This is a genomic window from Amycolatopsis sp. FBCC-B4732 (assembly GCF_023008405.1).
GTDB lineage: Bacteria > Actinomycetota > Actinomycetes > Mycobacteriales > Pseudonocardiaceae > Amycolatopsis > Amycolatopsis pretoriensis_A.
Map to the genome: position 1 here is coordinate 6,823,524 of NZ_CP095376.1, position 25,179 is coordinate 6,848,702.

The 25,179-nt window shown below is 72.0% G+C and carries 24 protein-coding genes and 1 pseudogene; 15 read left to right on the forward strand and 10 right to left on the reverse strand.

Features of this window, described 5'->3' with window-relative positions; translation table 11 throughout:
- Nucleotides 1-174: 174 nt before the first annotated feature.
- Together MUY14_RS29945 and MUY14_RS29950 are read left to right on the forward strand one after the other, a co-directional pair.
- Nucleotides 175-1,416, forward strand: a complete 1,242-nt coding sequence (locus tag MUY14_RS29945) for an OmpA family protein (RefSeq protein WP_247014195.1) — start codon at nucleotides 175-177, stop codon at nucleotides 1,414-1,416.
- A gap of 20 nt (nucleotides 1,417-1,436) precedes the next feature.
- Complete coding sequence (locus tag MUY14_RS29950) at nucleotides 1,437-2,267, forward strand: hypothetical protein (RefSeq protein WP_247014197.1); 831 nt, start codon at nucleotides 1,437-1,439, stop codon at nucleotides 2,265-2,267.
- Nucleotides 2,268-2,304: 37 nt separating this feature from the next.
- Here the strand turns inward: MUY14_RS29950 and MUY14_RS29955 are convergent, their stop codons facing one another.
- The 5 genes from MUY14_RS29955 to MUY14_RS29975 all read right to left on the reverse strand — a co-directional run bounded on the left by MUY14_RS29955 (nucleotide 2,305) and on the right by MUY14_RS29975 (nucleotide 6,415).
- The gene (locus tag MUY14_RS29955) at nucleotides 2,305-2,487 is read right to left on the reverse strand and encodes a hypothetical protein (protein ID WP_247014199.1); all 183 of its coding nucleotides are present in this window, start codon (nucleotides 2,485-2,487) and stop codon (nucleotides 2,305-2,307) included.
- A 175-nt stretch (nucleotides 2,488-2,662) separates the two neighbouring features.
- The gene (locus tag MUY14_RS29960) at nucleotides 2,663-3,478 is read right to left on the reverse strand and encodes an SCO6745 family protein (protein ID WP_247014201.1); all 816 of its coding nucleotides are present in this window, start codon (nucleotides 3,476-3,478) and stop codon (nucleotides 2,663-2,665) included.
- A gap of 8 nt (nucleotides 3,479-3,486) precedes the next feature.
- Nucleotides 3,487-4,059 carry an amino acid--tRNA ligase-related protein gene (locus MUY14_RS29965; RefSeq protein WP_247014203.1) on the reverse strand — a complete coding sequence of 191 codons (573 nt, stop codon included), beginning with the start codon at nucleotides 4,057-4,059 and terminating at the stop codon, nucleotides 3,487-3,489.
- A gap of 322 nt (nucleotides 4,060-4,381) precedes the next feature.
- Nucleotides 4,382-5,587, reverse strand: coding sequence for a cytochrome P450 (locus tag MUY14_RS29970; RefSeq protein ID WP_247014206.1), 1,206 nt, complete (start codon nucleotides 5,585-5,587; stop codon nucleotides 4,382-4,384).
- Nucleotides 5,588-5,686: 99 nt separating this feature from the next.
- Nucleotides 5,687-6,415, reverse strand: coding sequence for an SDR family oxidoreductase (locus MUY14_RS29975; RefSeq protein WP_247014208.1), 729 nt, complete (start codon nucleotides 6,413-6,415; stop codon nucleotides 5,687-5,689).
- Between the two features lie 174 nt (nucleotides 6,416-6,589).
- Here MUY14_RS29975 and MUY14_RS29980 point away from each other — a divergent pair, with 174 nt between their 5' ends.
- Together MUY14_RS29980 and MUY14_RS29985 are read left to right on the forward strand one after the other, a co-directional pair.
- Nucleotides 6,590-8,167 (forward strand): discoidin domain-containing protein, encoded by a 1,578-nt coding sequence (locus MUY14_RS29980; RefSeq protein ID WP_247014210.1) that lies wholly within the window; start codon nucleotides 6,590-6,592, stop codon nucleotides 8,165-8,167.
- A 75-nt stretch (nucleotides 8,168-8,242) separates the two neighbouring features.
- Nucleotides 8,243-8,872 carry a cyclopropane-fatty-acyl-phospholipid synthase family protein gene (locus tag MUY14_RS29985; RefSeq protein ID WP_247014212.1) on the forward strand — a complete coding sequence of 210 codons (630 nt, stop codon included), beginning with the start codon at nucleotides 8,243-8,245 and terminating at the stop codon, nucleotides 8,870-8,872.
- Between the two features lie 57 nt (nucleotides 8,873-8,929).
- Here MUY14_RS29985 and MUY14_RS29990 read toward each other — a convergent pair whose 3' ends face one another.
- The 3 genes from MUY14_RS29990 to MUY14_RS30000 form a co-directional block, all read right to left on the reverse strand.
- Nucleotides 8,930-9,946, reverse strand: a complete 1,017-nt coding sequence (locus tag MUY14_RS29990; RefSeq protein ID WP_247014214.1) for a S1 family peptidase — start codon at nucleotides 9,944-9,946, stop codon at nucleotides 8,930-8,932.
- Between the two features lie 178 nt (nucleotides 9,947-10,124).
- The gene (locus tag MUY14_RS29995) at nucleotides 10,125-10,388 is read right to left on the reverse strand and encodes a hypothetical protein (RefSeq protein ID WP_247014216.1); all 264 of its coding nucleotides are present in this window, start codon (nucleotides 10,386-10,388) and stop codon (nucleotides 10,125-10,127) included.
- A gap of 86 nt (nucleotides 10,389-10,474) precedes the next feature.
- The gene (locus MUY14_RS30000; protein WP_247014218.1) at nucleotides 10,475-10,771 is read right to left on the reverse strand and encodes a GNAT family N-acetyltransferase; all 297 of its coding nucleotides are present in this window, start codon (nucleotides 10,769-10,771) and stop codon (nucleotides 10,475-10,477) included.
- Between the two features lie 167 nt (nucleotides 10,772-10,938).
- On the opposite strand from MUY14_RS30000, the gene MUY14_RS30005 reads away from it, so the two are divergent.
- The 9 genes and pseudogenes from MUY14_RS30005 (at nucleotide 10,939) to MUY14_RS30045 (ending at nucleotide 19,246) form a co-directional block, all read left to right on the forward strand.
- Nucleotides 10,939-13,101: a terpene synthase family protein gene (locus tag MUY14_RS30005; RefSeq protein ID WP_247014220.1), complete on the forward strand. Its 2,163-nt coding sequence runs from the start codon at nucleotides 10,939-10,941 to the stop codon at nucleotides 13,099-13,101.
- 1 nt (nucleotide 13,102) lies between these two features.
- Nucleotides 13,103-13,267: a hypothetical protein gene (locus tag MUY14_RS30010; RefSeq protein WP_247014222.1), complete on the forward strand. Its 165-nt coding sequence runs from the start codon at nucleotides 13,103-13,105 to the stop codon at nucleotides 13,265-13,267.
- Between the two features lie 75 nt (nucleotides 13,268-13,342).
- Complete coding sequence (locus tag MUY14_RS30015; RefSeq protein WP_247014224.1) at nucleotides 13,343-14,134, forward strand: MBL fold metallo-hydrolase; 792 nt, start codon at nucleotides 13,343-13,345, stop codon at nucleotides 14,132-14,134.
- On the forward strand, nucleotides 14,131-14,712 hold the full coding sequence (locus MUY14_RS30020; protein WP_247014226.1) for a DedA family protein: 582 nt from the start codon (nucleotides 14,131-14,133) through the stop codon (nucleotides 14,710-14,712). The genes MUY14_RS30015 and MUY14_RS30020 overlap by 4 nt, the downstream gene beginning before the upstream one ends.
- Nucleotides 14,709-16,817 carry a phage holin family protein gene (locus MUY14_RS30025; protein ID WP_247014228.1) on the forward strand — a complete coding sequence of 703 codons (2,109 nt, stop codon included), beginning with the start codon at nucleotides 14,709-14,711 and terminating at the stop codon, nucleotides 16,815-16,817. The genes MUY14_RS30020 and MUY14_RS30025 overlap by 4 nt, the downstream gene beginning before the upstream one ends.
- Nucleotides 16,814-17,044 carry a glutaredoxin domain-containing protein gene (locus tag MUY14_RS30030; protein WP_247014230.1) on the forward strand — a complete coding sequence of 77 codons (231 nt, stop codon included), beginning with the start codon at nucleotides 16,814-16,816 and terminating at the stop codon, nucleotides 17,042-17,044. The genes MUY14_RS30025 and MUY14_RS30030 overlap by 4 nt, the downstream gene beginning before the upstream one ends.
- Nucleotides 17,041-17,244, forward strand: a pseudogene (locus MUY14_RS30035) (ferrous iron transport protein A); the annotation flags it as partial. The gene MUY14_RS30030 and the pseudogene MUY14_RS30035, both read left to right, overlap by 4 nt.
- A complete protein-coding gene (locus MUY14_RS30040) occupies nucleotides 17,233-17,988 on the forward strand; it encodes a methyltransferase domain-containing protein (protein WP_247025307.1) in 756 nt (251 codons plus the stop codon). The pseudogene MUY14_RS30035 and the gene MUY14_RS30040, both read left to right, overlap by 12 nt.
- Nucleotides 17,989-18,022: 34 nt before the next feature.
- Nucleotides 18,023-19,246 (forward strand): HNH endonuclease signature motif containing protein, encoded by a 1,224-nt coding sequence (locus MUY14_RS30045; RefSeq protein WP_247014232.1) that lies wholly within the window; start codon nucleotides 18,023-18,025, stop codon nucleotides 19,244-19,246.
- Between the two features lie 805 nt (nucleotides 19,247-20,051).
- Here MUY14_RS30045 and MUY14_RS30050 read toward each other — a convergent pair.
- Entirely contained in the window at nucleotides 20,052-20,837 is a 786-nt protein-coding gene (locus MUY14_RS30050) for a TetR/AcrR family transcriptional regulator (RefSeq protein ID WP_247014234.1), read from the reverse strand.
- Between the two features lie 76 nt (nucleotides 20,838-20,913).
- Here MUY14_RS30050 and MUY14_RS30055 point away from each other — a divergent pair, with 76 nt between their 5' ends.
- Together MUY14_RS30055 and MUY14_RS30060 are read left to right on the forward strand one after the other, a co-directional pair.
- The gene (locus MUY14_RS30055; RefSeq protein ID WP_247014236.1) at nucleotides 20,914-23,187 is read left to right on the forward strand and encodes an excinuclease ABC subunit UvrA; all 2,274 of its coding nucleotides are present in this window, start codon (nucleotides 20,914-20,916) and stop codon (nucleotides 23,185-23,187) included.
- Nucleotides 23,184-23,972 (forward strand): siderophore-interacting protein, encoded by a 789-nt coding sequence (locus MUY14_RS30060; RefSeq protein ID WP_247014238.1) that lies wholly within the window; start codon nucleotides 23,184-23,186, stop codon nucleotides 23,970-23,972. The genes MUY14_RS30055 and MUY14_RS30060 overlap by 4 nt, the downstream gene beginning before the upstream one ends.
- A 6-nt stretch (nucleotides 23,973-23,978) precedes the next feature.
- Here MUY14_RS30060 and MUY14_RS30065 read toward each other — a convergent pair whose 3' ends face one another.
- Nucleotides 23,979-25,142 carry a cytochrome P450 gene (locus MUY14_RS30065; protein WP_247025309.1) on the reverse strand — a complete coding sequence of 388 codons (1,164 nt, stop codon included), beginning with the start codon at nucleotides 25,140-25,142 and terminating at the stop codon, nucleotides 23,979-23,981.
- Nucleotides 25,143-25,179 lie beyond the last annotated feature (37 nt).

Sequence of the window (25,179 nt, forward strand, 5' to 3'; positions counted from 1 at the left end):
ACCCGGCCGCGAAGTTGCTCCATTCGGTCCGTTTGGGTCCGGCGTTCGGCGCTCGCTGATCACACAAAGGGCGTCGACCTGGGACCACTTCTTGATGTCATCGCATTGTCAATTGACATCGTTACAGGGCAAATGCCAACCTGAAGTGGCGCCACCGACCTTCGGGAGGTCGTCATGCAGCTTCAGAACACCTCGCTCAACCTGCGGAACGCGACGTCACGCCCCGCACGTGTCACTCGGGTGGCATTTGCCGGGCTGATGGCCGCCGGCGCCTTCTTGAGTGGCTGTGCGGTGCCCGCGCGCAACGTCGTCCCCAGTGGTGGGGACCGGGTCGTCGTGGTCGTCAGCGGGACGGCGAACGAGCCTCGGGCCGCCGTCGGCGATGCCGTTCTCGCCGTGCTGCGTGACGCCGCGAACAGCGGGAACGTCTCGCAGCAGGGCTCGGGCAAGAGCAGCGTCGTGCTGGTCTCGGCCGCCGACGGCGGGGACCGGCGCTCGGTCGTGCTGACCCCGCGGCGGGCCGACGGTTCCCTGGAACACGGCCTTTCGCGGCCGTCGCTGATCGACCGGAACGTGGCGAGCGCCGTCGACGCGATCAGCGCCACCGCGGCGCGCAAGAGCGGGCTCGACCTGCTCACCGGCATCGCCGACGCCGTCCGCGGGGTGGCCGCCGGGACCCTGGTCGTCGACAGCAGCGGCCTGAGCACCGGCGGCGCGTTCGACCTCCGGCAGGTCGGCTGGGCGGCCGACCCCGCGGCCGTCGCCGGGCAGCTGACCGCCGCCCGGCAATTGCCGGGGCTGGGCGGCTGGCACGTCGTCTTCACCGGGCTCGGGTCGGTCGCCGGGCCGCAGCCGCCGCTGCCCACGCCGGCGCGCGAGCGGCTCGCGGCGTACTGGCAGGCGATCTGCCGGGCGGCCGGTGCGGCCGCCTGCGACGTCGACCAGAGCCGGGTGCCGGCCGAGCCGTCGCGGGCCACCGCGGCGACGCCGGTCGTGCCCGTGCCCGGGGTGACATCGGTGACCGGCCCGCGGGGCGAGGTCACCACCACGGTTTCGGACGCCGCGCTCGGCTTCGCCGGGGACTCCGCGGTGCTCTCCGAATCCGCCGGCGACCTGCTGCGGTCGCTGGCGGGCAGCATCACGGCCGGCCGCACGAGCGCGCCGGTCACCGTCCGCGGCTTCGCGGCCGACCCGCCCGGGTCGACCGACGCGGGGCGGCGGGAACTGGCGGAACAGCGAGCGCGTGCCGTCGCCGGCGCGCTCACCGGGGCCGGGGTGACCCAGCGGGTCGACGCCACCGGCACCGGCACCGAACCCGGGGTCACCGCGATGACCGGCGGGCGGTTCGACGAAGCGGCGGCGGCCCGGATGAGGCGGGTGGACATCACGTACCAGGGCCCCGGCCCGAGCACGTAGACCGACCAGGAGGCACGGCCATGACCAGCACCGACCAGACGAGAAACCTGCCGCTGCCCCAGCCGCGGCCCCGCGCCGAGACGCCGGCCGGCGACCTGCTCCTCGCCCGCGTGCAGGAGCTGACCTACCGGTCCACCCGGGCCATGGACGGCCACGTGGTGGGCCCGCACGGGCAGAACCTGACCGTCGGCGAGGCGCAGGCCCGCGCCGAGCTGATCGACCGGCTCATCGAGCTGGAGCAGCTGCGCGGCAGCCTGCGCCACCGCCGCGTCGGCCGCGTGACGCGGGTGCTGACGCTGCTCACGGTGACGGTGGTCGACCTGCCGATCATGTTGTGGCTGGCCAGTTCCGTGTTCAACGTCGACTGGAGCGACCCGCTCGGCCTGCCGCTGGCGATCAGCATCGTGATCTCGGTGCTGGCCACCGGCGGCGCGGCGACGGCGTTGCACCACCTCGGCCACAACCAGCGCCAGCACAAGAACGCCAAGCGGCAGCTGGATTGGCCGAAGCTGTCGATGGGGTCGAAGCTCAGCCTCGTCACGGTGGGCCTGCTGGTCGGGCTGATGGGCGTGGTGATGTTCGTCCGGGTCTACACGGAGGGCGTGCTGTCCGGCATGAACGACCTCGCCGTGCTGATGGCGGTGCTGGTCGCGCTGGTGATGGTGGTGTCGGCGACGCTGGTGTTCTGGACCGCCTTCCGCGACGGCTCCCTTGAGCAGGACGACCTGCGCCACTACAGCGACAGCGTGCGGCCGTTCCTCACGGCGAAGCGCGAGTACGAGGACCAGGCCCACGAGCTGAGCTGCCAGTACGACCTCCTGCGGCGCCAGGCGGGCCGCGCGGAGGAATGACCTCGGGGGAACCCGGGGACCCGGGCCGGCGGGAGGGCTACCCGCCGGCCCGGGTGACGTCGAAAGCCAGGTCCGCGGCCGCCGCCGGTGTGGTGAACGACCCGTTCACCTCGCCGGCCGTCAGGGTTCCGGCAAGGTCGCGGTGGCGGGCGGGTTCGGCGGCCGACGTGCGGATACGCCCGGGCTCGCCGCACCAGACCCAGCCCGTCACACCCGTCACGCCCCCTCCGGCCGGACATGAACCGAAGGGCCCGACCGGGTCGTTCGCCCTGATCCCGGGTTTCGGGACGTCATGAACCGCCGGACCGGCGTGGTCAACGGCGGCCCGACCACCGTCTTGGGCTTCCCTTCGGCGACCTGCAACACCGACTTTGCCGGGATGCTGACGCCGGACGTCAGGGACGGGGTACGCCCATCGGGTTCGGCACCGGGACCACGCCGCTGTCGATCACCGCCCGGCTGAGCGGGACCGCCAGCTCCAGCGCCCGCTCGAAGTCGTCCCCCAGCGCCGCCACCGGCGCGGCCGCCAGCCGATCCGTGTCTTCCTCGACACGGCGGCGCAGGTCCCGGCCCGCGTCGGTCAGCCGGCCGGCCCCGTCGAGCACCCCGCGAGCCCGCAACCGGTCCACCGCCGCGTCCCACTGCTCGTCCGACCACCCCCGGTGCGGCTGGACGTCCGCCCGGCCGAGCCCGCCATCACCGATGTGAGTGAGCGTCGTCTCCAGCCCGCTCAACCCCGCGTGCACCGCCGCCAGGACGTGGCCGTCGCCGCGGTGCTCGCGCAGGATCGTCGTCGCCAGCCAGAGCGCCGCCGCCGGGTCCGCGGGCTTCGGGACCGCCGCCCACGCCGCCGCCAGCGGACGGCCGCCGAAATCGCACGCGCCGACCGCGCGCCACAGCAGCGACGCCAGTTCCGGCGCCGCGGGCACCGCCGTCGAGACCGCGTCGATCCGCGACTCGAGAACCGCCGCGGGCGAGGCGAACGACCACGCGTCCGGCAAGGCCCGCGCCACCATCGCCGGCGCGAAGCCGAACAACACCGCCGCCGCCGGTTCCGGGCCGATCGGCCCCAGCGGCGCCAGGCGGCCCGCGAAGTACCCCATCCAGTACCCGCGCAGGCCTGCAGCCTTGGCGGCCGCCGCGGTCTCGGGCGCGAAGTAGACGACGGCGTGCAACGGTTCCACGGCCGCCCAGAGCCGGCGTGCGGTCATGCTGCTCCTCACGGGGTCAGCCGGTGCAGGTCACGCGGGAACAGCGTGACCTCCCGGACGTTGGCGGCGCCGAAGAGGCGCGCGGTCCAGCGTTCCAGACCGATCGCGAACCCGCCGCGGAACAGCAGGGCGAAGCTGTTCGAGTAGCCGGGCCGCGCCGGGTCCGGGTGCGTGGAGAACGGCCGGTTCGCCATCGGGTAGCCGGTGACGAACAGGAACTCCGAGCCGTGCTCCCGCAGCGCCCACTCGGACAATGCGCGTTCGTGCGCGGGCGAGAGATCCGGCTCGTCGGCCGGCACGCCGAGGAAGTCCAGCGCCTCGGCGAAGTGGATCTCCGGGATTTCGGCGGGGACGGGGACGAGGTCGCCCGCCATCCCCGCGAGCACGTCCCGCAGCACCGCCCTGACGTCGTGGTGGTCACGGATGAAGCCCAGTTCGGCGTCCAGGCTGGTGTACTGCGCGAGGTAGGCGGGCCGGCCGAAGTAGCCGATGCCGAAGACGTTCGCCCCGGACTCGGTCGCCGACGCCACGATCTCGGGCGTGTGCACCTCGCTGTCCACTGTGGACCGGAACCCGCGCACGGCGGCCGCGGACGCGGCGCGTGGTCGAGGATCGTCGGCAGCGAAGCGGTGACGACGGGCCGGTAGAGGTCGAACGGCGGTGGCCTCCTTCAGCGTACGACGCTCCCGCAACCCCGTCGGGCGGTTTGTCCACAAGCCGCACCGGTTGTGGACAAACCGCGGTGGAGAGCGGCAAATCGGGCTCCCGGTCGGCGGGGGCCGATAAACTGGACCGGGGACGCCCCGGGCGGCTCTCTGAACCCGTGCGCTCCCGGGGTTACTCGGCTCCATCAGCGCGTTGCCGGAAACGGTAACCCGCCCGCGCGGCGACCGCCTCCGAATCTCAGCCCCACGCCACCGGCAGCTCCCGCACCCCGTACACGAGCGTGTTGTGCTTGAACGCCAGCGACTCCCGCGGCACCGCCGGCCGCAGGCCGGGGACGCGGCGGAACAACCGCGTCAACGCCTCCTGCAGCTCGACGCGCGCCAGCTGCTGGCCGACGCACTGGTGTGCGCCGAAGCCGAACGCGACGTGCGTGCGCGGCGATTCGCGATCGAAGTCGAGCTTGTCCGCGCCGGGGAACAGCTCCTCGTCGCGGTTCGCGGAGTTCAACGCGGCGACCAGCCACTCCCCCGCCTTCACCGCGCGCCCGCCGACCTCGACGTCGGAAGTCGCGTACCGCAGCACCCCGAACTGCACGACCGAGAGGTATCGCAGCAGCTCCTCGACCGCGCGTTCCGGCTTCGCCAGCACGACGTCCCGCCCCTCGGGCTGCTCCATCAGGACCAGCGCGCCGAGCGCGATCATGTTCGCCGTCGTCTCGTGCCCCGCCACCAGCAAGCTGAGCCCGAGCACGACGAGCTCCTCCATCGACAGCGGGTCGCCGTCCGACTCGCCGCGGGAAATCAGCCGGCTGAACAGGTCGTCCCGCGGATTCCGCCGCTTGTCGGTGAACAGCTCGGCCAGGAAGGCGGAAAGCTCGTCGTACGCCTGCTTCCCTTCCTCGGGGGTGGCGTCGGTGCTGACCAGCAGGCCGCTCTGCCGCTGGAACCGCGAGCGGTCCGCGTACGGCACGCCGAGCAGCTCGCAGATCACCAGCGACGGGATCGGCAACGCGAAGTCCGCCACCAGGTCCGCCCGTCCCGGCTTCGCGAGCATCGCGTCGAGGTGGCTCTCGACCAGCTCCTGGACGTACCCGCGCAGCGCCTCCACGCGCCGCACGGTGAACTCCGCGATCACCTTCTTGCGCAGCCGCGAATGCGCGGCGCCGTCGAGCTGGATGATCGACCCCGGGCTGACCTCCTCGTCGAGGTCGGCGTTCGGGTTGACGTGCACCGAAGACGCGCCGCGGGAGCTCAGCGCGCGGTCGGCGAGCACCGCGCGGACGTCCTGGTAGCGCGTCACCAGCCAGGCGTCCATGCCCGCCGGGCAGCGGACCTGCGACGTCGGGTCGGTTTCCCGCAGCTCGGCGTAGCTCCCGGGCGGGTCGAACGGGCATCCGGCCGGTCGCGTCGTCGGGAGGGCCGGGGTTGCGGATGCTGCCGTCACGGCGGATCACACCTCTCTGCCGGTGGACTGGTCTCCCTTCCACCATGGAGAGAACCGGCGCCCCCGTGGGGGTTCCGGCCGGCTTGCGACCCGGATGGCCTAGCGGGCCCCGTACGCGCCCCCGTTCACGTGCACGACCTGCCCGGTGATGTGCCCGGCGCCCGGCGCGGCCAGGAACACCACCGTTTCGGCGACTTCGTCCGGGGTGCCGGCCCGCTTGTCGAAGGCGACGGAGACGCGGGCGTTCACCCATTCTTCGGAAACCGTGCCGTGGAAGAACTCCGTGTCGAGGGTGACGCCCGGCGCCACGACGTTGGCCGAGCCGGCGGCGCCGAGCTGCCGCGCGAGGTCGGTGTTCCACGCCTCGATCGCCGCTTTCGCCGCGCCGTAGGAGCCGGAGCCCTGCTTCGCCGCGATCGAGCCGAGGGTCACCACGCGCACGCCGTCCGCGAAGCGCGGCTTCAACGCCGTCGTGACCAGGACCGCGGAGACGACGTTGGCCTCGAAGTTCGCGCGCCACGCGTCGGCCAGCCCGGCCAGGTCGCCGGGCGCGGGCGCCTCGCGGACCCGGTCGGTGTTGCCGCCGGCGTTGTTGACCAGGACGTCGACCCGCTCCGGCAGCTCGGCCAGGGCGGCCTGCACCGCCGCCGGGTCGCTCGCGTCGAAGGCCACCGCCCGCGCGCCGATCCGCTCCGCCGCGGCTTCGAGCACGTCCTTGCGCCGCCCGGTGACGGTCACCCGCTCGCCCGCCGCCGCGAACCGGGCGGCGATCGCCAGCCCGATGCCGGTGCCGCCGCCGGTGACCACGATTTCCCGCTGTTCGCTCATGCCGCCATCTTCACCGAGGAAAGCGCTTACCCACCACCGGGTTCCCAGCGACCGGGACACGGAACGGGTGTTCGTCAGGAAAGTTTACGAAGGGGGTTGACGCGCCGCCACCGCCCGGCGAACCTGGGAGCCACGCCGCAGTCATCGTCCGTCCCGTCCCCTCCCGGAGGCAGCATGACCCGGCGCGCGCTCGTGCTCGTCGTGACCCTGTTCCTCGCCCTGGCCACCGCGCTCACCACCGCTGGCACGGCGAACGCGGCCACCACGCAACCGACCTTCCTCACCTTCTACGGCTGGTGGGACAACACGCCGCCCGGCGGCGACATCTCCTACCCGCGGATCCACGACACCGCGGGCGGCAAGGGCAGCTACGCCGACCCGATCACCTTCGCCACCAGCAGCGACGAACTCAAGCCCGGCACCAAGGTCTGGGTGCCGCGGGTCAAGAAGTACTTCATCATGGAGGACGGCTGCGACGAGTGTTCCGACGACTGGAACAGCCAGGGCCCGAACGGCGGACCCGGGCTGCGCCACATCGACCTCTGGCTCGGCGGCCAGGGCGGCAGCGCCTTCGACGCGATCGACTGCGAGGACGCGCTCACGCACTACAACCCCGACAACACGCCGGTGATGGAGCCGGTCGTCGTCGACCCGCCGTCGAACGAGCCGTACGACGCGACGCCGATCTTCAACACCGGCACCGGTGAGTGCTGGGGCGGCGCGCAGCCGAACACCACGGTCGGCCAGTACCGCAACGCCTCGACCGGCACCTGCCTCGAAGCCCCGGGCAGCGGCACGACGCTGAAGGTGGCCGCCTGCACCGGAAGCGCCGCCCAGCGGTTCACCTTCCACGGCGCGTTCCTCGTCATCAACGACAAGTGCGCGGGCATCTCGGGCAGCTCGATCGTCCTGCAGACGTGCAGCGGCGGCCCGGCCCAGCAGTGGTCGATCAACCCCGACGGCACGATCTCCGACATCCAGACGAGCAAGAAGTGCTTCCGCGCCTCGGGCACCACGCTCACCGCGGGCAGCTGCTCCGGGACGCAGGCGCGGTGGACGTTCACCGCGGCGGGCAGCACCTCGGGCCTGAGCGTGACGCCGTCGTCGGTGTCGGTCGCGCCGGGCGCGTCGGCGACGGCCACCGTGACGGCCACGGACGCCGTCGCGCTGTCCGCGAGCGGCGCCTCGGCCGGCGTCACCGTGTCCTTCGCCCCGGCGTCGGTGCCGGCCGGCGGCAGCTCGACGGTCACGGTGGCCGCCGCCGCCAACGCCGCACCCGGCTCGGCGACGGTCACGATCACCGGCGGGACGAACACCGCTTCGCTGGGCGTCACGGTCACCGGCGGCGGCACCGAAACCCTGCTGTCGCAGGGCAAAACCGCGACGGCGTCGTCGACCGAGTCGGCGTCCTACCCGGCGAGCGCGGCCTTCGACGGCAACCTGACGAGCACGCGCTGGGCGTCCAAGGAGGGGTCGGCGTCGGAGTGGCTGCGCGTCGACCTCGGCGCCGCGAAGGCGATCTCGCACGTCAAGCTGAACTGGGAAGCCGCGTACGGGAAGGCGTACAGCATCCAGACCTCCGCCGACGGCACCACCTGGACGACGATCTACAGCACGACCACCGGCAACGGCGGCGCGGACGACCTCACCGGGCTCTCGGGCACCGGCCGGTACGTGCGGATGAACGGCGTCACGCGCGGCACGGCGTACGGCTACTCGCTGTACGAGATGCAGGTGTACGGCACGGCCTGAGTTGCCGGATCGGCAACACGATTTGCCTCTTCGGTGACGTCCTCCGCATGCTGGGGACGTCACCGAGGAGGAACCATGGCCCACGCGCACGACCAGCCGATGATCGTCGAGAACATGCTCAAGCAGGAATTCTGGGAGGAGATGTACCAGCGCGACGAGCACCGGATCTGGAGCGGGAACGTCAACGCGAACCTCAGCTCCGAGGTCGCCGGGCTGACCCCCGGGCACGCCCTCGACCTCGGCTGCGGCGAGGGCGGCGACGCGATCTGGCTGGCCAAGGCGGGCTGGACGGTCGACGGCGCCGACATCTCGACCGTCGCGCTCGCCCGCGCGGAAGAAGCGGCGAAGGAGGCGGGCGTGACCGTCCGCTGGCTGCACCGCGACATCCTGAAGTGGCAGCCGGAAGAGCGGTACGACCTGATCTCGGCGCAGTACATGCACCTGCCGCCGGCTCTGCGCCGCGACGTCTTCACCGCGGCCGCGGCGGCGATCAAGCCGGGCGGGTCGCTGCTGGTCGTCGGGCACTCGCCGAAGGCCATGCGCGAGTTCGACGGCCAGAAGCCGCCGGAGGAGCTGTACTTCGAGCCGGAGGAGATCACGGCGTTCCTGGGCGACCCGTGGCAGTGGGTCGTCGAGACGTGCGAGACGCGCGGCGAGGGCCACCACACGGACGCCGTCTACCGCGCGAAGCGGCTGGAGGCATGAGAAAGGCCCCCTTTCACGCGCCCTCGACGCGTGTGAAAGGGGGCCTTCCGGCTTTGATCAGGCGAGCTCGAGGCCGTACGCCTGCAGCTCCAGGGTGAGCGGGTAGAAGTAGCTGGTCACGGTGTCGCCGCCGGACAGCGTGCCGAGGCCCTTGGAACCGTCGTACGCCGGGCCACCGGAGTCGCCGTGGTCGGTGTGCGCGGTGGTGCCGAACTCGTGGTTGAGCACGCCGACGTCGAAGTTGACCGACTCGTCGACCGAGGTGACCTCGCCGCTGCCGCCACCGGTGGTCGAGCCCTGCTTCTCGATCTGCTCACCGACGGTCGGCTCGGCCGCGGAGGTGATCTGCTGGCCGGTGTTGATCTCGCCGGGGCCGGAGCCGTTCGGGCGGGTCAGCAGGCCGGAGTCGGCACCGGGGCAGTCGCTCTCGACGACCTCGGCCCCGGAGACGTCACCGCCGGACCAGGTGCCGCCGAGGTTGGTGCAGTGGCCCGCGGTGAGCAGGAACGGCTCGCCGCCCCGGGTCACGTTGAAGCCGAGCGAGCAGCGGCCCTGGCTGTTCTGGATGGCGTCGCCGTCCTGGATGTGCAGCTCGAGCTTGCCGGTCCGGTGCTCGACGCGGACGCTGTCGCCGTACTTCGCGGCGGCCGCGGACACCTTGTCGGCGGTCTCCTTGCTGGCCGCGTCGTAGACCTTCACCACGACCTGGTTGGTCTTGGTGTCGATGCCCCACGCGGTCTGCGGCACGTTCTTCACCGCGTCCAGCTGGTTCTTGACGCCGGTGAGCGCGGCGAAGGTGTGCTTGACCTTCTTGGCACTGAGCCCGGCCTCCTGCACCTTCTGCAGCGCGGCGTCGTCGACGACGTTCACGACGGCCTTGCCGTTCTCCAGGTAGACACCCCCGGAGGCGGCGCCCAGCGTCTGCGCGACCTGGGTGGCGTTGGTGATGGCGTGGGCCTGCATCTCGGCGAAGGCCAGTGGGGACGCGGTGGCCGCCGACGCGCACACGCCGCTCGTCAGCGCCGCTGCCGACAAGACGGCGAAGGTCTTGAGAGCGGTCTTCCGGGGAGTCATCAACTTCCTCCAGTTTGCCGGTTCGAAGCCTGCGCCGGTCACTTTCGTTGCCAAGCAACCAACGCAACACCGACGAAGGTTGGTTAATAACCAATAGAATCGGACATACCTCTCCTTCTGGACCCGTACGGCCCAGCGCCACTCACGCTTTCGGCCCAGCCGGCGGCCTTCGCGACGGTCAGTGGGCGAGCGACGCGGCGGCCGGGCTCCCCCGGAACGTCATGAACGAGTCGTTCACCGCGCCCGACGCCCTGAACGAGTCGTTCAGGCCATCCCAGTAGCCGAGTGCAGCTCTCGACCCGCGCCCCGCTCCCCGCTCACCCGCCGGCGCGGCGGTGTCCTGCACGAGCACGGGCGGCACCGCCCACTCGCCGGTGCGGGCTCCCCGGAACGTCATGAACGAGTCGTTCACCGCGCCCGACGCCCTGAACGAGTCGTTCATGGCATCCCGCGCCCGCTCCGACCCGAACTCGCCGCCTCGGCGACATCCCACACGAGCCGTTTCAGGGCACCCGGACCGCCCGCCCCTCAGCCCTTCGGCCAGCGCACGTGGTCCTCGTACCCCGGGTTCTTCCGCAGGTACCCCGCGATGAACGGGCACACCGGCACGATCGTCCGCCCCGCCGCCACCACGTCGTCCAGCGCGCCCGCCGCCAGCACCTTGCCCAGCCCCTTCCCGGCGAACGCGTCGTCGATCTCCGTGTGCGTGAACACCGTCAGCTCGCCGCGCCGGTCGTAGAACGCCATCCCCGCGAGCTTGTCGCCGACCCACACCTCGTAGCGGCTTTCGTCCGGGTTGTGGGTCACTCGGGTTTCCTCGGTCATGCGCTCTCCTCGCTCGGGGTTCGTCCCCCATCGTGCGATGGCCGCCCAGCCGGTGCTGACCGGGTCGTGACCCCCGCTGGGCCGGCCGGGGGACGCGTCCGGCCCGTTCGTGTGCAACCCGGCCGCGGGCCTTGGCGGGCACCGGCGTCCTTTGGTTGCCTCACAGGGTGCCTGAGCAGCCCTTCGTCCTCCCCGAGTTCTACCTCCCCCACCCCGCCCGGCTGAACCCGCACCTCGAAGGCGCGCGCGTGCACAGCAAGGCGTGGGCGGCCGGGCTCGACATGATCGACGTGCCGCAGCACGGCACCGTGATCTGGACCGAGCACGACCTCGATTCCCACGACTACGCCCTCCTCTGCGCCTACACCCACCCGGACGCCGGCGCCGAAGAGCTCGACCTGATCACCGACTGGTACGTCTGGGTCTTCTACTTCGACGACCACTTCGTCGAGCTGTACAAGCGCACCGGCGACATCGACAGCGCGCGCACCTACCTCGACCGGCTCGAGCGGTTCATGCCCGCCGACGGCGAAATCACCGCGAAGCCGGAGAACCCCGTCGAACGCGGGCTCGCCGATCTGTGGGCCCGGACCGTGCCGCACCGGTCGGCCGGCTGGCGGAAGCGGTTCATCGACAGCACGAAGGCGCTGCTGGACGAATCGCTGTGGGAACTCGCGAACATCAACGAGGGCCGGCTCGCCAACCCGATCGAGTACGTCGAGATGCGGCGGAAGGTCGGCGGCGCGCCGTGGTCGGCGAACCTGATCGAACACTCGGTGCACGCCGAAGTGCCGGCCGAGATCGCCGCGACGCGGCCGCTGGAAGTGCTGCGCGACTGCTTCGCCGACAGCGTCCACCTGCGCAACGACCTCTTCTCCTACCAGCGCGAGGTGCAGGACGAAGGCGAGCTGTCCAACGGCGTGCTCGTGCTCGAGGAGTTCCTCGGCATCCCGACCCAGCAGGCGGCCGACGCCGTCAACGACCTGATCACCTCGCGGCTGCACCAGTTCGAGCACACCGCGCTCACCGAGGTCCCCGCGCTGTTCGACGAGCACGGCGTCGACCCGGCCGCCCGCGCGGCGACGTTCGCCTACGTCAAGGGGTTGCAGGACTGGCAGGCCGGCGGGCACGAGTGGCACCTGCGCTCCAGCCGGTACATGAACGAAGGGGCGCTGACCGGCCCGGAACCGGGTGCCGTGACCGGTCTCGGGACGTCCGCGGCGCGCATCTTCGCGTCGGTGCTCGCGACCGCGCCGCAGCGGCTGCGCGCGTACTCCCACACCCCGTTCGGCGAGGTTTCGACGCCGCGGCCGTCGTTCGAGGTGCCGTTCCCGCTGCGGCTCAGCCCGCACCTGGAGTCCTGCCGCAGCCGCAACGTCGACTGGGCGCGGCGGACCGGCTTCCTCGACGGCGTCGTCTGGGACGAGCGGAAGCTGCGCGCCGCGGACCTGCCGCTGTGCGCGGCGGGCATCCACCCGGACGCGACGGCGGACGAGCTGGACGTCACCAGTGACTGGCTCACCTGGGGCACCTACGCCGACGACTACTACCCGGTGGTGTTCGGCCCGACTCGCGACCTCGCGGCGGCGAAGGCGGCCAACCTGCGCCTGTCGGCGTGCATGCCGCTGGACGGCTCGCCGGCGCCCGCTCCGCTGAACGCGCTCGAGTCGGGACTGGCCGACCTGTGGGCGCGAACGGCACCGGCCGACCGGCTTCCGGTGCGGCGCGCGGTCGACACGATGACGTCGAGCTGGCTCTGGGAGCTGGCGAACCAGGCGCAGAACCGCATCCCGGACCCGATCGACTACATCGAGATGCGGCGCCGGACCTTCGGCTCGGACCTCACCGCGGCTCTCGCGCGCCGGGGCGCCGTACCGGCCGAGCTGGCCGGGACCCGGCCGGTGCACACGCTCGAAAACAGCGCCGGCGACTACGCCGCCCTGCTGAACGACCTGTACTCCTACCGGAAGGAGATCCGGTTCGAGGGCGAGCTGCACAACGGCGTCCTGGTGGTCCGGAACTTCCTGGACTGCACCGAGGACCGCGCCTTCGCCGTGGTCGGCGACCTGGTCCGGGCCCGGCTCGCCGAGTTCCGCCACACGGCGGACGTCGAACTGCCCGTGCTGCTCGCCGGCCGCGGCCTCGCCCCGGACACGCTCGACGCGTACGTCGAGCACTTCCGGAACTGGATGGCCGGGATCGCGCACTGGCACGAAAGCGTCGGCCGGTACACCGACACCGAACTCGGCCACCACCCCCGGCTCGGGCAGCCGACCGGGCTCGGCACGTCGGCGCTGCGCATCTCGTCCCTGCTCCCCGCGGGCCGCTGACGTGCCGACCGACAAGCAGGTCCGCGTCGCCGAGCTGCTGCACGAGATCGGCATGCACCGCGAAGCCGAACAGGCGCTGCGCACGGACCTCCGCGCGAGGTGGCGCCGGGCGCGCCGGCGCCTCCGCCTGCGGTGGGCCAAGCGCCGTCAGCTCGCCCGGCGCTAACGAGCCGTCACTGGGCAGCGTTGTTCGCGCCACTCCGCCGGGCGTCCGCGCCGCCCGAAGGCGATACTCGACACCGTGAGCGGCTTCAACCTGCGATTCCTCGGCCATTCGACCGTCCGGCTGGAACTCGGCGGCCGGGTCGTGCTGACCGATCCCGTGCTCACCGCCCGCGTCGGCGGGCTCACCCGGGTCGTCCCGCCGCCGCCACCGGAGACCTACGCGGACGTCGACCTCGTGCTGCTCTCCCACCTGCACGGCGACCACCTCCACCCGCCCTCCCTCAAGCTGCTCGGCCGCGGCACCCGGATCGTCGTCCCGCGCGGGGCCGGGGCCTGGCTCACCAAGAAGGGCTTCGACCACGTCGAAGAGATCGCGCCCGGCGAGACCCTGACCGAAGGCGGGCTGACCGTCACCGCCACCGAAGCCGTCCACTCCGGGCACCGGTGGGGGCCGCGGCTCACCCACGGGCCGCAGAGCCCCGCCGTCGGGCACCTGATCAAGACCGCGGAGACGACGGTCTACAACGCCGGCGACACCGACCTCTTCGACGGCATGGCGGGCTTCGGGCCGGTCGACGTCGCCCTGCTGCCCGTCTGGGGCTGGGGGCCGAACCTCGGACCCGGCCACCTCGACCCGGCCCGCGCCGCGAAGGCCGCCGAACGCGTGCGGGCCCGCGCCGCCGTGCCCGTGCACTGGGGCACCCTCGCCGTGCCCGGCCTGCGGCGGACCGCCCGGATGCGCCGGCTGCTCGCCGACCCGCCACGGGTGTTCGCCGCCGAAGTGCGCAAGCACGGCATCGCCACCGAAGTCCTGTTCACCGAACCGGGCGCCGAAGTCGCGCTCCCCGCGCGTGAGGACCGCACGTGAACTGGACCGACCCGGCCGCGCTCGGCTACCCGGCCGTGTTCGGCGGTGTGCTGCTCGGCTCGATCATCCCGATCGTGCCCACCGGGGCCGTGGTCGGCGCCGCGGCCGCCGTCGCCACCACGACCGACCACCTCTCGCTGCCGCTGGTGATCGTCCTGTCCGTGCTCGGCGCCTACCTCGGGGACGTCGTGACGTTCGGGATCCCGCGCCTGGGCAGCGAAGCCGCGTTCCGCTGGATCAGCCGCCGCCAGCCCGCCGAACGGCTGGAGAAGGCCCGCGACCAGTTCACCCGCCGCGGCTGGCAGCTGATCGTGATCGGCAGGCTCGTCCCGGCCGGCCGGATCCCGGTGCTGCTCGCGGCGGCCGCGTTGAGCTACCCGTGGCGGCGCCTGCTGCCGGCCGCGCTCGTCGCGTGCGTGCTCTGGGCGACCGCGTACAGCCTGCTCGGCATCCTCAGCGGCGGCATCTTCGACTCCCCTCTCGTCGCGACCCTGCTGGCGACGGTGCTGGTCCTGCTGGTCACCGTGGCGCTGAACCTGGTCTCCCGGTGGCGGCGCAAGACCAAGGAGCGAGTGTGACGACGACCGCGCCGAAGGGCAGGCTGCTGCGCGGTGGCCGCGCCGTCGCCCGGATCCTGCTGGTCTGGGCCGCCGTGACCGGCGCGCTGCGGCTGCTCGACGTCCTCCTGCCCGGCTTCCGCATGACGCACTGGTGGCAGCCGACGATCTGCGCGCTGCTGCTCGGCCTGCTCGCCGGCGTCGGCTGGCCGCTCGTCATGCGGATCGCCTACCCGCTGGCGTTCTTCACCTTCGGCCTCTTCGGGTTCCTGCTGCTGGGCGCGGGCACGCTGGCCGTGTTCAAGACCGTGCCCGGCGTCGAGATCGCCGACTTCCGGACGGCGGTCATCGTCACGGTGGCGATGGCCGGCGTCGGGGCCGTGATCTCCAGCCTCCTCGCGATCGACGAGGACGAGATCTTCTTCCGCCGCGCGAACCGCCGCCGCCGTCGCCACGCCGCCACGCCCGGCGACGCCGACCAGCCGCCGGGCGTGGTGTTCCTGCAGATCGACGGCCTCGGGTTCGACACCGTCCGCCGCGCGATCCGCGACGGCGACATGCCGACGTTCGCCGCGTGGCTCGCCGAGGGCAGCCACGCGCTGACGCCGTGGCACACCGACTGGAGCTCCCAGACCGGCGCGAGCGTCTGCGGCATCCTGCACGGCTCCAACCACGACATCCTCGGCTTCCGCTGGTACGAAAAGGACCGCGACCACGTGATGGCGTGCGCGCACCCGACCGACGCGGCCGAGATCGAGCGGCGCCACTCCGACGGCCGCGGCCTGCTGTCCGGCGACGGCGCGAGCCGCGGCAACCTGTTCTCCGGCGACGCCGACCACGTCAGCCTCACCATGAGCTCGATCCCGGTGCTGGTGCCGAAGAAGCTGCTGCGCCGCCACCGCGACCGGTTCGGCGCGGGCTACTACGCCTACTTCGCGAACCCGGTCAACGCGTTGCGCACGTTCGTCGTCGCGCTGGCCGACGTCTTCCGCGAGATCACCGCCGCGGTCCGCCAGCGCCGCGCCGGCGTCGTGCCGCGGGTCCCGCGCGGCGGCTGGTACCCGCTGGCCCGCCCGGGCACGACGGTGATCGCGCGCGACGTCGTCGTGTCGGCGATCCTCGGCGACATGCTCGCCGGGCGGCCGGTCGTGTACGCGGACTTCCTCGGCTACGACGAGGTCGCCCACCACTCCGGCATCGAGCGCTTCGACACCCTTTCCGTGCTGCGCTCGATCGACCAGCAGATCGCGCGGCTGCACCGGGCTTCGCGGCTCGCCCCGCGCCGCTACCACGTCGTCGCGCTGTCGGACCACGGCCAGACCCAGGGTCAGGCGTTCTCGCAGCGGTTCGGCGAGACGATCGAGGCGTACGTCGGACGGCTGTGCGGCGGTTCGCCGTCCGCTCTCGCCGGCAACCGACGCCAGGCGGAGAGCTGGCAGATCAACGCGGCGCTGGCGGAGGCGACGAAGAGCGGCGGCCTGATCGCGCGCCGGCTGCGGGCCCGCGTCGAGGACGCGGAGTGCGCCGACGACCGGCCGCGCACGACGTCCGGTTCCCCCGGCGCGGTCACCCGGGTCGCGCCGGGCGTGGTCGCGGTCGTGTCCGGGCACGTGGCGATGGTGTCGTTCACCGAGCACGAGGGCCGCGTCGAGCTGGAGACGATCGAGCGCGAGTTCCCCGACCTGCTGCCCTCGCTGGTGGACCACCCCGGCGTCGGGTTCCTGCTGGTGCGCAGCCGCGAATTCGGCCCGGTGGTGCTGGGCCGCGACGGCCTGCACCGGCTCGCGACCGGCGTCGTGATCGGCGAGGACCCGCTGCTGCCGTACGGCCCGCACGCGGCGGACCTGGTCCGGCGCGTCGACACGTTCCCGCACTGCGCGGACGTCATGATCAACAGCCGCTACGACCCGGACTCGGACCAGGCGTCCCCGTTCGAGACGCACGTGGGCTCGCACGGCGGGCTCGGCGGACCGCAGCAACGCGGCTTCGTCGTGTACCCGCGCGAGCTCGGTTTTCCCGGTGCGGTAGTCGGGGCCGAGGCCCTGCACCGGGTGTTCCGGGGGTGGCTCACGGACCTGGGTCACCCCGCCCCCGTTCCCACCGCTGTTTCGGAGGTCGTTTCGTGAGTCTGACGGTGTACGGCGCTTCCTGGTGCCCGGACGTCAAGCGCAGCCGCGCGCTGCTCGACGGGCTCGGCGTCGAGTATTCCTATGTGGACGTCGAGGCCGACGCGGCCGCCGAAGCCCGCGTCCGCGAGCTGCAGGACGGCGCGCGCCGGATCCCCACGATCGTCTGGGACGACGGCAGTTTCCTGGTCGAGCCGTCCGACGACGAGCTGAGCGCGCGCCTGTGAAGCTGCTGCGGGAAGTGCCGCTGGGCACGCGGGTCGTGGTGCGCTACCGGATCGAGGGCGGGCTCACCGACGCACTCGGCGAGCTGGTGGCGCGCGACTCCACGACGTGCACCGTGGAGACCCGCCGCGGTCCGGTCGTGGTGGAGTTCGCCGCGGTCACCCTCGCGAAACCCGTCCCACCACCCCCGGTGCGGCGCTCGCGCTTCGACGAACTGGTGGCCGAAGCCGCCGCGGTGCCGGTCGACGGCTGGGACTTCTCGTGGCTCGACGGCCGCGCCACGGAGGCCCGCCCGTCGTGGGGCTACCAGCGCCTGCTGGGCTCGCGTCTCGCGGCGGTCCGATCGGCCCTGGACTGGGAAACGGGCGGCGGCGAAGTCCTCGACGGCTGCCCTTCGCTGCCACCGCTGATGATCGCGACCGAGTCGTGGCCCCCGAACGTCACCCGAGCCGCGGCCCGCCTGGCGCCCCGCGGGGTGGCGGTGGTGTCCACTTCGGACTTGCCGTTCGCCGACAACGTGTTCGACCTGGTGTCGAGCCGCCACCCGGTGACGACGCCGTGGCCGGAGATCGCCCGCGTCCTCCGCCCGGGCGGCACGTACTTTTCCCAGCAGGTCGGCCCGGCGAGCGTGTTCGAGCTGGTGGAGTTCTTCCTGGGCCCGCAACCGCTCGAGGCCCGCACCAGCCGCCACCCGGACCACGCGATCGCGGCAGCGACGGCGGCGGGCCTGGAGGTGGTCGACCTGCGCTCGGAGTCCCTGCGCACGGAGTTCTTCGACATCGGCGCGGTGGTTTACTTCCTGCGCAAGGTGATCTGGATGGTGCCGGGCTTCACGGTGGAGCAGTACCTGCCGAAGCTGCGGGACCTGCACGAGCTGATCGAGCGGGACGGCCCGTTCGTGGCGCACACGACCCGGTTCTTGATCGAAGCCCACCTGATCGAGTGATGAACGGACGTTCGAACGCCGGTAATCTTGGTGCGTGGACAGAGAAGCGGTGTGGCAAGCGGACGCGGAGGCCTTGGCCGACCGTCTCCGTGGGCTGCTCACCGTGGTGCGGTCTGCCGAGGCGGAAATCGGGACTCTGCTGGTGGAGATCGAGTCGCGTGGTGTGATGGAGCTGTTCGGGTACCGCTCGGTTGCCCGGTTGCTGGAGCACCTCGCGGACATTCCCCATACGGCTGCTCAGCGCACCGTCGCCCGAGCCCAGGCCCTCACCTCTGCGCACACCCTCGACTCGCCGCCCGCTCTCGCCCCCGCCACCGGCGCTGCTGCTTTGACGGGCGCCTTGAGCACCCCGATGATCGACACCATCATCGGGGCCGTGTCTCGGATCCCCCTCGAGCATCGCGACACCGCCGAACAGGACCTGCTCGCCTTCGCCGCCGACGCAGACCACAAACAAGTCGCCGCCCTCGGCGCCCGAATCCTGGCCCACCTCGATCCCGACGGCACCGAACCGGTCGATGTCGAGCCCGCCACCCCTGCCCGCGAACTCTCGTTACGCCGCAGGCGCACCGGCACCTGGGAACTCACCGGCCGGTTCGACGACGAAACCGGCACCCGAGCCAGCGCCCTACTCGACGCCCTCGCCGAACGCCGCACCGCCGACGAAGGCGGAGACTTCCGTTCCCCGCAGGAACGCTACGGCGACGCCTTCTCCGACGCCATCGACCTCGCGCTCAACTCCCCAGAGCTCCCGACTCAGGCCGGTGAACGCGCCCACGTCCTAGTCGCCGTCTCCCTCGCCGATCTTCAATCCGGCCTCGGCCACGCGACCCTGGGCGACACCGGCCTGATCTCCGCGGTCGAAGCCCGCATCCACGCCTGCGACTGCAAACTGATCCCGTCCGTTTTGGGCGCTACCAGCGAACCCCTGGACCTGGGCCGAGCCCGCCGCCTGATCTCACCCGGCCTCCGCCGCGCCCTCTTCCTCCGCGACAGAGGCTGCGCCTTCCCCGGCTGCCACCGCCCACCCCGGCACTGTCAAGGCCACCACATCCGCCATTGGGCCAACGGCGGCCCCACCGATCTCGCGAACCTGGTCCTGCTCTGCGCCCACCACCACCGCCTGATGCACCGCTCGGGTTGGCAGGTCCGCCTCGCGGCCGACGGCCACCCCGAGTTCCTACCTCCGCGATTCCTGGACAAACGCCGAAAACCCAGGCGCAACAACCTGCATCAGCCACTGCCCTTCGCGGCCTGAGACAACCGAATATGGGAAAGGCCCGCAGCCATTGGCTACGGGCCTACCCCCACGTCTCCACCTGCGCTCCCACGTCTCCGCCTCACGCCCCAACACCGCTGCCTCCACGCCTCATCACACACATCTCCGCCGCCCCACCTTCCTCCGTCTTCGCCTCCGCGCGCACGCACACCACCGCCTCCCCCACACCTCCTCCGCCTCCCCGCATCTACATCTCCGCGCACCCACCTCCCCGCCTACGCCCCCACACCTCTGCCTTCACCTTCACCCTCGCCCCCACACCTCTGTCTCCGCCTGCACCCCCACACCTCTGCCTTCGCCTTCGCCCCAAACCTACCTCAGCCTCCCCAACGGCTCGGTTCCGCTTCCGCCTCGCCCCCGCGCATCTCTCCGCCTCCGCCCGCCGGGCCTCCATGCGCCTGCACCTGCCGCTTCCGCTTCCAACACCCACCCCGCCGCCGAAGGCCAGCCGACTCCAGACCCACACCACCTTCCGTTCGGCGCCCACCCGATTCCGAGCCCAACACCGCCCCTCCACCGAGAGCCCGCCGGCTCCAGACTCACCATGTTCCGTCCGGCGCCCAACCGAGCCACCCCTCGCATCGCCCGCCCGGCCCGAACTCCGCAGTGAACGCCACCCGCCAGACCTTCCCCGCCTCCGCGACCACCCGGCCAAAGTCACCATCGGCCGCCGAACAACAAAGCCGCATCCTCACCGAACTCCGGCCCGGCCCGGCCCGGCCCGGCCCGGCCCGCAGAGCAGTCAGCCGGTGAACACGCCGGCCCGGCGTAACACCACCAGCCGTCAACGCGCCCGGACGATCGCCGTCTCGACGCCGTCCAGCAGCAGCTCCACCCCAGCCTCGAACGACAACCGCGCCTCCCGCTCCAAATACGGCTCCCCGGAAGGCTCCCCCGAGACCGAAGCACCCAACCGAGCCACCGTCGGGAACCGCGCCGTCAAATCCGGCACCAACTCCCCCAGCAGCGCCGAACGCGCGTACCACCAGTCCTCTTCGGACTGTCCCGTCTCGGTCGCCGCCTGGCGGGATTCCGCTGCCGCCTGGACCGAGCCGCGGACGATGTTGAACAGGGCCGAGACCACCCAGCGGACCCTCGGGAGGGGGAGGCCCGTCGATGCCAGTACCGACAGCAGCGTCTCCTGGACGTGGAACTCGCCCGGGCCCAGTACCGGGCGGGCCGGGGACACCTGCAGCAGCCACGGGTGCCTCAGGTGCAACGCCCACAGCTCGTCGGCCAGTGCCACCGCCGCCGGGCGCCAGCCGTCGTCGGCCGGGTACGACGACGGGAGCTCCGCCAGCGTGCGGTCGTACATGAGGTCGACCAGTTCCGTCTTGCCCGGCACATACGTGTACAGCGCCATCGCCGTGCGGCCGAGGCGCTCGCCGACCGCGCGCATCGACAGGGCCGGCATGCCGTCGGCGTCGGCGATCTCGATCGCCGCCGACACGATCGCCTCGACGGACAGGCCCGGTTTGGGCCCGGGGCCCGTGCGCGGGGCACCCACCCGCGGTCCCCACAGCAGCTCCATGGAACGGCGGGCGTCGCCCTGACCCGCGAAGACGACCACCTTGCCGACTCCTTACACCCTAAAGTAATGTACGATCGGGAATCACTTTACAGCCTAAAGTATCAAGAAGGACGGTATGACTTCACCCAGGCGGGCCGCCGACACCCACGACGTGATCGAGGTCCGGGGGGCCCGGGAGAACAACCTGACCGGCATCGACCTGGACATCCCGAAGCGACGGCTCACGGTGTTCACCGGCGTGTCCGGCTCCGGCAAGTCGTCCCTGGTCTTCGGCACCATCGCGGCCGAGTCCCAGCGGCTGATCAACGAGACCTACAGCGCCTTCCTCCAGTCGTTCATGCCGAACATGTCGCGCCCGGACGTCGACCTGCTGGAGAACCTCAGCGCGGCCATCGTCGTCGACCAGGAGCGGATGGGCGCCAACTCGCGCTCCACCGTCGGCACCGCGACCGACGCCTACGCGATGCTGCGGATCGCCTTCTCGCGGCTCGGCGAGCCGTACGTCGGCACGTCCGGCGCGTTCAGCTTCAACCTGCCCGAGGGCATGTGCCCGGCCTGCGAGGGCCTCGGCCGGGTGTCCGACCTCGACGTCGGCGCGCTCCTGGACTTCGACCTCTCCCTCAACGAAGGCGCGATCCAGGTGCCGGGCTTCACCCCGGACACCTGGTACGTGCAGACCTACCTCTCCTCCGGCTTCTACGACCCCGACGCCAAGCTCCGCGACTTCACGCCGGAGCAGCTCGACGCCTTGCTCCACAAGGACTCCTGCAAGGTGAAGGTCGGCAAGACCAACGTCACCTACGAGGGTCTCGCGGTGAAGGTCCGGCGGCTCTACCTGCACAAGGACGTCGAGTCGCTGCAGCCGAAGCTGCGCGCGTTCATCGAACGGGCCGCCACCTTCAAGACCTGCGGCGAGTGCGGCGGCGCGCGGCTGAGCCAGGCCGCGCTCTCGGCGAAGATCGACGGCAAGAACATCGCCGACTGCGCCGCCCTGCAGATCAGCGACCTCGCCGACTTCGTCCGGGACCTCGACGCGCCGTCGATCCGGCCGCTGCTGGGCAACCTGCGCGACACGCTCGACTCGCTGGTCGAGATCGGCCTCGGCTACCTCTCGCTCGACCGCGAGTCCGCGACGCTCTCCGGCGGCGAGGCACAGCGCGTGAAGATGGTGCGCCACCTCGGTTCCAGCCTCACCGACATCACCTACGTCTTCGACGAGCCGACCGTCGGGCTGCACCCGCACGACATCGAGCGGATGAACAACCTGCTGCTCTGCCTGCGGGACAAGGGGAACACGATCCTGGTCGTCGAGCACAAGCCGGAGACGATCCGGATCGCCGACCACGTCGTCGACCTCGGGCCCGGCGCGGGCACCGACGGCGGGCGGCTCTGCTACACCGGTGACCTCGACGGCCTGCGCGCGTCCGGCACGCTCACCGGGCGCCACCTCGACCACCGCGTCACCCTTCGCGAGCACGTGCGCGAGCCGGCGGGCCACCTGCGGATCACCGGTGCGAAGCTGCACAACCTGCGTGACGTCAGCGTGGACGTCCCGCTCGGCGTGCTGACCGTCGTGACCGGCGTGGCCGGGTCCGGGAAGAGCTCGCTGATCCACGGCTCGCTGGCCCACCGCGACGACGTCGTCGTGGTCGACCAGTCCGCGATCCGCGGGTCGCGCCGCTCCAACCCGGCCACCTACACCGGCCTGCTCGACCCGATCCGCACCGCCTTCGCCAAGGCCAACGGCGTCAAGGCGAGCCTGTTCAGCGCGAACTCCGAAGGCGCCTGCCCGAAGTGCAAGGGGCTCGGCGTGATCTACACGGACCTGGCGATGATGGCCGGCGTCGCGTCGGTGTGCGAAGAGTGCGAGGGCCGCCGGTTCACGCCGCAGGTGCTGACGTACGAGCTGCGGGGCAAGAACATCAGCGAGGTCTTCGGGATGTCCGTCGCCGAGGCGCGCGAGTTCTTCGCCAGCGGCACCGCGCGGACGGTGCTCGACCGCCTCGCCGACGTCGGCCTCGGCTACCTGCGGCTCGGCCAGCCGCTGACCACGCTCTCCGGCGGCGAGCGGCAGCGGCTCAAGCTGGCGATCCGGATGGCCGAAAAGGGCTCGACGTACATCCTCGACGAGCCGACGACCGGCCTGCACCTCGCCGACGTCGACCAGCTGCTCGCGCTGCTGGACCGGATCGTCGACGCGGGCAACACGGTGATCGTGATCGAGCACCACCAGGCCGTGATGGCCCACGCCGACTGGCTTATCGACCTCGGCCCGGGTGCCGGCCACGACGGCGGGCGCGTGGTCTTCACCGGGACGCCGGCCGAGCTGGTCGCGGACGCGTCCACCCTCACCGCCCGCCACCTGCGCGAATACCTGGGGAAGCCGTGACCGCGACCGGGCTGCTCGAAGTCATCGCGGTGCGCCGCCCGACGCCGCGCACGGTCCGCGTCACCTTCACCGGGCACGGCCTCGACGAGCTGGAAGCGTGGCCGGACCAGCAGCTCAAGCTCCTGTTCCCGCCGCCGGGCCGCCCGGTCCGGCTGCCCGCGGCCGACGGCGACGTCCTGCGCTGGTACCAGGCGTACCTCGAGATCCCCGAGGCGGAGCGGCCGGTGATGCGCAGCTACACGGTCCGCGACCGGGCGCCCGCCACGATCGACGTCGAGTTCGTCCTGCACCCCGGCGCGGACGGCCCGGCCACGGCGTGGGCCCGGACGGCGGCACCGGGCCAGGTCCTCGGCCGCTACGGCCCGGACGCGGCCTACCGCCGTCCGGTCCCGGTGGCCGGCACGGTGCTGCTCGCGGGCGACGAGACGGCGTTGCCCGCGATCGCCACCCTGCTGTCCGAAGTGGACAACGCGGTGGCGTTCGTGGAAGTCGCGGACGCGGCCGAAGAGCAGCCGCTGCCGAACGTCCGGTGGCTGCACCGGGGCGGCGCCGAGCACGGCAGCCGCTTGCTGGAAGCGGTGCGCGACACGGCGTTGCCGGCGGGCTCGGCGGCGTGGCTGGCCGGCGAGGCGTCGGCGGTCCGCGCCCTGCGACGGCACCTCGTCGAGCGCGGCCTCGACAAGAGCGCGATCGAGTTCACGGGTTATTGGCGGCGCAAGCTGACCCAGGACGACGCCCCGACCCCGGAGGATCTGGCCGACGCGCGGGAAAAGCTCGGTGGCTGAGTCGCGTCACCAGGTGACCGGCAGGCTGTGCACCCCGTACACGAGCATGTCGTCCTTGAACGCCAGGTCCGCCACCGGCACGGCGAGCCGCAGGTCCGGGATGCGGCGGTACAGCGTGCCGTAGACTACCTGCAGTTCCACCCGCGCCAGCGTCTGGCCGAGGCACTGGTGCACGCCGTAGCCGAAGGCGACGTGGTGGCGGGCCTCGCGGGTCACGTCGAGGCGGCCGGCGTGCTCGAACACCGCTTCGTCGCGGTTCGCCACGTCGCCCGCCGCGATGATGCCCTCCCCCGCGCGGATGACCTCGCCGCCGACTTCGATGTCTTCGGTCGCGACGCGGCGGCGTCCGGTGTGCGTGATGTTCAAGTAGCGCAACAGCTCTTCGACCGCGCGGCGCAGCAGGCCGGCGTCGCCGTCGCGCACCAGCGCCAGCTGGTCCGGGTGTTCCAGCAGCGCGACGGTGCCGAGGGCGATCATGTTCGCCGTCGTCTCGTGGCCCGCGACCAGCAGCAGCTGCCCCATGGACGCGACCTCTTCGGCGGTCATCCGGCCGGTCGCGTACTGCGTCGTCGCCAGCTTGCTCAGCACGTCGTCACCCGGCGCCGCGGCCTTCCGCTCGACGAGCCCGCCGAGGTACCCCAGCAGTTCTTCGGTGGCCTGCACGGCTTCCGCCGGGGTCGCCGTCCGCGAGACCATCACCTTCGTGATGTCCTGGAACAGTTCCCGGTCCTCGTACGGCACGCCGAGCAGCTCGCAGATGACGAGCGACGGCACCGGCAACGCGAACGCGGGCACCAGGTCGACCGGCCTCGGGCCGGCCAGCAGCCCGTCGACGAGGTCGTCGACGATGCGCTGGATCGCCGGGCGCAGCGCCTCCATCTTCTTGACCAGGAAGTCGCCGGTCAGCAGCTTGCGCTGGGCCGCGTGCTCGGCGCCGTCCATGGTGATGAACGACTTCGCCCGATGCCGCCGCGCCGCCGACGCCGCGCTCTGGTGCGGATAGCCGGGCCGGTCCGAGTCGGCGCTGACCCGCGTGTCGCGCAGCACCGAGCGGACGTCGTCGTAGCGGGTGACCAGCCACGGCGTCTCGCCGTTCCACAGCCGCACCCGGGAAACCGGCGGCAGCTCGCCCAGTTCGGCGGGCGGGTCGAAGGGACACCGCCGGGTCATCGGAAACGCGGGCACACCGTCCACCGGATACCTCCCG

Coding starts and splice junctions, on each gene's coding strand:
- MUY14_RS29995 (WP_247014216.1), bottom strand. CDS start 10,388: ATGAACGACTCGTTCAGGGCGTCGGGCGCGGTGAACGACTCGTTCATG.
- MUY14_RS29960 (WP_247014201.1), bottom strand. CDS start 3,478: ATGACCGCACGCCGGCTCTGGGCGGCCGTGGAACCGTTGCACGCCGTC.
- MUY14_RS29985 (WP_247014212.1), top strand. CDS start 8,243: ATGGCCCACGCGCACGACCAGCCGATGATCGTCGAGAACATGCTCAAG.
- MUY14_RS30000 (WP_247014218.1), bottom strand. CDS start 10,771: ATGACCGAGGAAACCCGAGTGACCCACAACCCGGACGAAAGCCGCTAC.
- MUY14_RS30055 (WP_247014236.1), top strand. CDS start 20,914: ATGACTTCACCCAGGCGGGCCGCCGACACCCACGACGTGATCGAGGTC.
- MUY14_RS29980 (WP_247014210.1), top strand. CDS start 6,590: ATGACCCGGCGCGCGCTCGTGCTCGTCGTGACCCTGTTCCTCGCCCTG.
- MUY14_RS29990 (WP_247014214.1), bottom strand. CDS start 9,946: ATGACTCCCCGGAAGACCGCTCTCAAGACCTTCGCCGTCTTGTCGGCA.
- MUY14_RS29945 (WP_247014195.1), top strand. CDS start 175: ATGCAGCTTCAGAACACCTCGCTCAACCTGCGGAACGCGACGTCACGC.
- MUY14_RS30065 (WP_247025309.1), bottom strand. CDS start 25,142: ATGACCCGGCGGTGTCCCTTCGACCCGCCCGCCGAACTGGGCGAGCTG.
- MUY14_RS29975 (WP_247014208.1), bottom strand. CDS start 6,415: ATGAGCGAACAGCGGGAAATCGTGGTCACCGGCGGCGGCACCGGCATC.
- MUY14_RS29950 (WP_247014197.1), top strand. CDS start 1,437: ATGACCAGCACCGACCAGACGAGAAACCTGCCGCTGCCCCAGCCGCGG.